General features: G+C 40.7%; 6 protein-coding genes and 1 pseudogene. 6 read left to right on the forward strand and 1 reads right to left on the reverse strand.

Annotated features, from left to right (window positions below; all coding sequences use genetic code 11):
- Positions 1 to 198: 198 nt before the first annotated feature.
- The 5 genes from PX482_RS25290 (at position 199) to PX482_RS25310 (ending at position 4,660) form a co-directional block, all read left to right on the forward strand.
- On the forward strand, positions 199 to 1,254 hold the full coding sequence (locus PX482_RS25290; RefSeq protein WP_288123186.1) for a metallophosphoesterase family protein: 1,056 nt from the start codon (positions 199 to 201) through the stop codon (positions 1,252 to 1,254).
- A gap of 15 nt (positions 1,255 to 1,269) precedes the next feature.
- A complete protein-coding gene (locus PX482_RS25295; RefSeq protein WP_002757975.1) occupies positions 1,270 to 2,157 on the forward strand; it encodes a ParA family protein in 888 nt (295 codons plus the stop codon).
- Between the two features lie 12 nt (positions 2,158 to 2,169).
- Positions 2,170 to 2,511 (forward strand): TIGR03792 family protein, encoded by a 342-nt coding sequence (locus tag PX482_RS25300; protein WP_002757976.1) that lies wholly within the window; start codon positions 2,170 to 2,172, stop codon positions 2,509 to 2,511.
- Between the two features lie 115 nt (positions 2,512 to 2,626).
- Complete coding sequence (gene gmd, locus PX482_RS25305) at positions 2,627 to 3,709, forward strand: GDP-mannose 4,6-dehydratase (RefSeq protein WP_002798501.1); 1,083 nt, start codon at positions 2,627 to 2,629, stop codon at positions 3,707 to 3,709.
- Positions 3,710 to 3,721: 12 nt separating this feature from the next.
- Positions 3,722 to 4,660, forward strand: a complete 939-nt coding sequence (locus tag PX482_RS25310; RefSeq protein WP_004159245.1) for a GDP-L-fucose synthase family protein — start codon at positions 3,722 to 3,724, stop codon at positions 4,658 to 4,660.
- Between the two features lie 54 nt (positions 4,661 to 4,714).
- Here the strand turns inward: PX482_RS25310 and PX482_RS25315 are convergent, their stop codons facing one another.
- Positions 4,715 to 5,392, reverse strand: coding sequence for a hypothetical protein (locus PX482_RS25315; RefSeq protein ID WP_004159248.1), 678 nt, complete (start codon positions 5,390 to 5,392; stop codon positions 4,715 to 4,717).
- A 980-nt stretch (positions 5,393 to 6,372) separates the two neighbouring features.
- On the opposite strand from PX482_RS25315, the pseudogene PX482_RS25320 reads away from it, so the two are divergent.
- Positions 6,373 to 6,728 (forward strand): annotated as a pseudogene (locus PX482_RS25320) (hypothetical protein); the annotation flags it as partial.

Raw genomic sequence — 6,728 nt, forward strand, 5'->3', positions numbered from 1 at the left:
TCTAGATCGCAAACAATTGACAAAAATCGCGGTAATGTCTGTCTCTATAAGGGTTTCATTCCTTATAACCCCCATCCATTGCATAACACAAACCGAAGAGCCATAGTTAATTGGGATGATCAACAAAAAAGCGAGCGAGGGGACAAAAATTGCTATACTAACTGACGTGACCTCAATTAAAGACGAGATTGATATCCTATGCAACGCCGTAAATTTTTGCTGATCAGTGGCAGTTTAGGTGGTTTTAGCTTGGTAGCTTGCGCTCATCAAATTTTACAGCCTGTTACTTCCAAAAATCCCCCTGAGTCGGCTGTTAAACAAGCACAAAAGGCGAAAAAAGTCAAGATAATTGTGATTAGTGACCTTAATAGTCAATACGGTTCCACAACTTACGATCCCGAAATCGATCGAGCTATCCCTTTAATTATCAATAATAAACCCGATCTGGTCCTCTGTGGTGGCGACATGGTGGCGGGACAAAAAAGCAGCTTGACAGAGGCAGCAATTAACGCCATGTGGTCAGCCTTTGATCGCCATATCGCCGCGCCCCTGCGAGCTGCTAAAATACCTTTTGGTTTTACCATCGGTAATCATGACGCTTCTGGAGCTTTATCGGCAGGAAAATTTATCTATGCTCAAGAGAGACAATTAGCCCAAGATTATTGGCAAAACCCCCAACATGATACAAGTTTAAATTTTATCGATAAAACCGGCTTTCCTTTTTATTATACTTTCACTCAAAATGGTATATTCTATCTAGTTTGGGATGCCTCCACTCATTTAATCTCTCAGGAACAACTAAATTGGGCAGCAAAAAACTTGAGTAGTAGCGACGCTAAAAATGCTAGAATGCGGCTAGTAATCGGTCATTTACCCCTCTACGGTATTGCCGTCGGCAGAAATCGACCGGGGGATTATTTAGCCGATGCCGAGAAATTAAGAGCGTTTTTAGAGGGCCATCAGGTGCATACTTATATTAGTGGCCACGCTCACGCTTACTATCCGGGTAAACGGGGGCGATTACAATTATTACACGCAGGAGCTTTAGGCAGTGGACCGCGACGGTTATTGAACAGTGAACAAGCGCCCAGAAAAACCCTAACAATTGTCGATATTAATCCCCATCAACAGGAAACAGTTTACACCACCTACGACATGAAAACCCAAGAGGCGATCGATATTACCAGTTTACCTCCTTTGATTATGGCTCCCAACGGGCAGGTTTTACGTCGAGATATTCCATCGGTTAACTAGAAAGGAATTCCCATCATGGCCACTGTCATCAGCACCGTTAATATGAAAGGAGGAGTAGGAAAAACTACCCTTACCGTCAACCTTGCCACCTGTTTAGCTAAATTTCAGCAAAAACGAGTCCTTGTCCTCGATTTAGACGCTCAAATCAGTGCGACTCTTAGCTTAATGTCCCCCCATGAATTCGCTCAACTGCGCCGCAAAAAACGCACTTTAAGCTATTTATTAGAAGCAATTATCAAACCCAATCCCTACAATAAATTAACTATTGATGATATTATTGTCCCTTCAGTCTGTGAAATACAAGGCTTAGATTTACTACCGGGAGACATCGAACTTTATGATGAATATGTCGTCTCAGAAACCCTGCACCACCAAGCAATTTTACAGGAAGATTTAGGCTTTGATCATGCTTGGAATAACCTGGAAAGAGTCTTAATTCAAAAAATCATTGACCCCATTCAAGACCGTTACGATTATATTATCATGGACTGCGCTCCAGGCTATAATCTTTTAACTCGTAGTGGTCTATGTAGCAGTCATTTTTATTTACTACCTGCCCGTCCCGAACCTTTATCAATTGTCGGCATTCAGCTATTAGAAAGAAGAATAGTTAAACTGAAAGCTAGTCATCAAGAAACCGCACCGATTAACCCCGGTTTACTCGGTATAGTTTTTATTCTTTCCGGTGGTGGTTTACTCAGTCGCTACTATAATCAAGTCATGCGCCGGGTACAACAGGATTTTCAAGCCCATCAAATTTTTGCTAATGCGATTCCTATGGATGTTAATGTAGCTAAAGCTGTGGATATGTTCGTGCCTGTGGTGGCAGCTATGCCCTCTTCTAGTGGTTCCAAAGCTTTTATGAAACTCACAGAAGAATTCTTGATGAAAGCCAAAAAATAGGAGATAATTACTATGGTCATTGAGTGGTTAGAATTTCAAGTTAAACCCGAAGCTAGGGAAAAATTTATCCAAAAAGATCAAGAAATTTGGACAAAGTTTTTAGCAAAACAACCTGGTTTTTTAGGTAAGGAGCTTTGGATTAATCCCGCCATCGAGGAAAAATTAATTATCGTTGTCCATTGGCAAACACAAGAACAGTGGAAAGCTATCTCCAAAAATTTACTTGATGACACCGAAGCCAAATTTTCCCTAGCCATGGGAAAAGATAATTATCAACTGCTCAAAGTCAAGGAATTTCAGGTCAGAAAATTTCGAGAAAATTTTCAGAACAATTTAGGCTCTCTGGGGACCTGATAAAAAATCAATTCATCTTTTTGTCCCCTGTCAACCTAGCCAAACTTGTCCTGAGGGGCTAAAGTGTGCTATAAGCAGTCAGAGTCTTTATTCTTTCTGATTAGGTAAATTACTGATGACTGAAGCTAAACGCGCCCTAATTACCGGCATCACCGGCCAAGATGGTTCCTATCTGAGCGAATTATTATTAGAAAAAGGCTATCAAGTCCACGGTATCATCCGTCGTACCTCCACCTTTAACACCGATCGCATCGATCATATCTACACTGACCCCCACCAGCCCGATACTAAATTATTTCTTCATTATGGCGACCTCACCGACGGCACGACCCTGCGGCGTATCCTCGAACAAGTGCAACCAGTAGAAGTGTATAATTTAGGGGCCCAATCCCATGTGCGAGTTAGTTTTGATGCCCCAGAATACACCGTCGATGCTGTGGGGGTAGGGGTCTTAAGATTACTAGAAGCAATTCGGGATTACCAAAAAAGAACCGGCATCGAAGTCCGTTTCTATCAAGCAGGTTCCTCGGAAATGTTCGGGAAAGTCATGGAAGTTCCCCAAAAAGAAACCACGCCATTTTATCCCCGCAGTCCCTACGCTTGCGCGAAAGTTTACGGTCACTGGCAAACGGTCAACTATCGGGAATCCTACGACTTATTTGCCTGTAACGGCATTTTATTTAACCATGAATCCCCTCGTCGTGGAGAAACTTTTGTCACGCGCAAAATTACCCGCGCTTTGGCCCGAATTATTGCCGGACAACAGAAAAAACTTTATTTAGGAAATCTCGATTCTAAACGGGATTGGGGTTATGCTAAGGATTATGTGCGGGCGATGTGGTTAATGTTACAACAGCAAGAACCAGATGATTATGTAGTGGCGACAAATGAAACCTATTCTATCCGGGAGTTTCTCGATATTTCTTTCCAATACGTTAATTTAAATTGGCAGGATTATGTGGAGTTTGATGAACGTTATTTGCGTCCAGCGGAAGTGGATTTATTGATAGGAGATTCCACAAAAGCCAGAGAGAAATTAGGTTGGCAGCCGTCGGTAACGTTCGAGGGACTGGTAAAATTAATGGTAGATGCGGATTTAGCGGCTTTGGGGATTAATCTTAATAACGGTGGTGATAGCGGACAGTTATTAAAAGATTTGGCTTATCTTCGCAATCGTTCAATGACAACTGTGGATTAAAGAGGTCAAAATATGCTGAATTTAAGCGAACAGAGAATCGTCGTCACCGGGGGGGCTGGATTTTTAGGTCGGCAAGTAGTTAATCAATTAATTGCAGCGGGGGCAAATCCCGAAAAAATTACAATTCCTCGGTCAAAGGATTGTGATTTAAGAGTTTGGGAAAACTGTCAACGTTTAGCCAACGAAGAAGATTTAATTATCCATTTGGCTGCCCATGTGGGAGGTATCGGTCTCAATCGGGAAAAACCCGCCGAATTATTCTATGATAATTTGATGATGGGAACCCAATTAATTCATGCTGCCTATCTAGCAGGAGTGCAAAAATTTGTCTGTGTGGGGACAATTTGTGCCTATCCAAAATTTACTCCAGTACCTTTCCATGAAGACGATTTATGGTCAGGATATCCCGAAGAAACCAATGCGCCTTATGGTATCGCTAAAAAGGCTTTATTGGTACAATTAGAGTCCTATCGTTTGCAGTATGGTTTCAACGGAATTTATCTTTTACCGGTAAATTTATACGGGCCAGAGGATAATTTTGATCCGGGTAGTTCCCATGTAATTCCTGCTTTAATTCGCAAGGTTTATGAGGCACAACAACGGGGGGATAAACAACTTCCTGTCTGGGGAGATGGTAGTCCAACCCGGGAGTTTCTCTACTCCACCGATGCAGCGCGAGGCATTGTCATGGCCAGTCAATTCTATAATGAGTCAGACCCGGTTAATCTTGGTACAAATTATGAGATTTCTATCAAAGATTTAGTGGAATTAATCTGTGATTTAATGGGTTTTGATGGCGAAATTGTTTGGGAAATAGATAAACCGAATGGTCAACCGCGACGCTGTTTAGATACAACCCGCGCTAGGGAAAAATTCGGTTTTGTTGCTCAAATGGAATTTAAAGAAGGTTTGCGGAAAACCATTGAATGGTATCGACAAAACGCCGCTTAGTCCAGATAGCTGGTGTGTTAGATAAATAACTAACACACCAGATTTTTTTTCAGCTTACTGCCCGGTAAAATCAGAACGAAGGGTTAATTTTAAATCTTCCTTGGGGTTAATTGACAATAATTCCACCGATTCTCCTCGTAATAACCAACCGGCTAATACTTCTAATCCCCCTCCTCGTAATAATCCCTCGCTAACCGGTTGGTCAGAAGTAAAAGAAGCGAGGACAGAAGCGGCGGATTTTCCTAATACTGCACCCTGAATAATTTTGTCGGGGTTAACTCCTTTAATTAGCTTTTCTAGACGAGTGAAAACTGCCGAAATAGCATCAATAGATTTTTCTTGGGGTTGACGGGTTTTTAAAAAGATTTTTTGGGATAAAAAACGCGAACCTTGACCATCAGGTTTAATTTCTCCGATAATCTGACTACCATCGGGAATAATTGTCTGTCCTTGGGAATTTTTGATATTATCGGTGACGGTCAGAGATAAAGAAAAAGTTTCTTGTTTGGTTAAAAGAATTTTTTCCCCTTGCTCGTATTTTACAGGGATGTCTGTGCCGGCAGGAATTAATTGATCATTCCCCAAAGGAATCGGTTTAATCGGGTTAATTGGGGCGAATTGACGTGCGATCGCAGGAGTCAAGGAAAGGGAGACCACAACGAAAGAAGCACTTAAAAGCATTGTTAATAGGGTCAGAGGATGATGACGACCCTGCTTTTGAAAATATAGCATCTTACCCTTGAGTTTCCTAGTGGGAGCGAATTAAAGACAGAGACGAAAGCGGAAAAAAGTTTGTTTCCAAGCAAGAAAATGCGGGAAAAAGGAGAATTTTAGCAAAAAATAACTGAGATTTCCTACTAACTGCCAGTTATTAGTTTATCTGGTCTATTGAAACGCCAAAACTCTTGATTTGTCCGCAGTTCTTAGTTTGGCACGGTTAATGGAGAACAAGAACTATTTCTGAGAAAATTATAGGTTCAATCCTATCAAAAAAAAATCACCCGATCGAATTAAAATCTCTGAAAAAATGTAACAATTGTGACAAAAAACTGAAGAAACCTCTGATCGGGTTGCCACCGATCCCAAACTCAGGACAAGGGGTCATCTAAACCTGGCCCCAGAGAAACGGCACACCTTCGCTTTCGGTTGAATTAACTCAGCACAATGAGGACAAGGAACCCTATCCCTGTCCTGTGATCGAACAGAAACAGTTCTCTCGCTATTCCAAGTCACGATCAACCCAAAAAGAGCCACTAGCACTCCAACTGCTGGATTAAAGGCCATCATTACAAACCCAAAAATCAGCATACTCAAACCAATAAATTTATCCATAAGCTCAGGGGAAGCGCATCTTAACAATCCTTGACAAAATGAACTTTGTGTGGGTTCCTTGCCCAGAGGACGATTCAGGCATATTTGAGGAGAATTTGTCATCTCAATTGTTAAGCAAAAATCGACCAAATGTTAAGATTTCGTAACTATTCTGATTGACTGATATCAGCTGAAATGCCCATGCGTATCACAAAATTGGCCAATTGTCAATAGCTTTTGAGATGCTCTCACCCTGTGGTCGCAATTCATCTCCCGTTAATTTCTGGTATATTTTTAATTAAGGAGAAATTTAACGGGAGTCCTCTTGCTCCATTTAGATAGGGGAGAGCGCGGGAAGTTTCCAAATATCATCCTTTTTGTCCTGTACTTAGGAGTAGATTATGTTTACTAAACTTAATAATTTGTGGAATCAGTTTTTCAGGAGATCAAGAAGGATTAATGATAAACCATTAAATAAAGTAAGTTTATTGGTAATAATAATTGTTGATATTTTCATCTTAGTTAATGTTTTTACAGGATTAGATGATATTAGTAGGTGGCATTTAAGCCCCCAACAAGTATATACTTGTTACAGCGAATGGCCAAGTTACAAGACAAATAATAGTCCAGATAGAGATTATGATTTAATTACAACTTTTTTAGTTGATTATAAAAATAATAATTATCAAGATGAAGAAATAGGACATTTAGGTAAAGTTTCTCCAATTTGTTTGCAATATGCTGATATTAAAAATAA

It is taken from the genome of Microcystis sp. M53602_WE12 (genome assembly GCF_030065455.1).
In the GTDB taxonomy this organism is placed as follows: domain Bacteria; phylum Cyanobacteriota; class Cyanobacteriia; order Cyanobacteriales; family Microcystaceae; genus Microcystis; species Microcystis aeruginosa.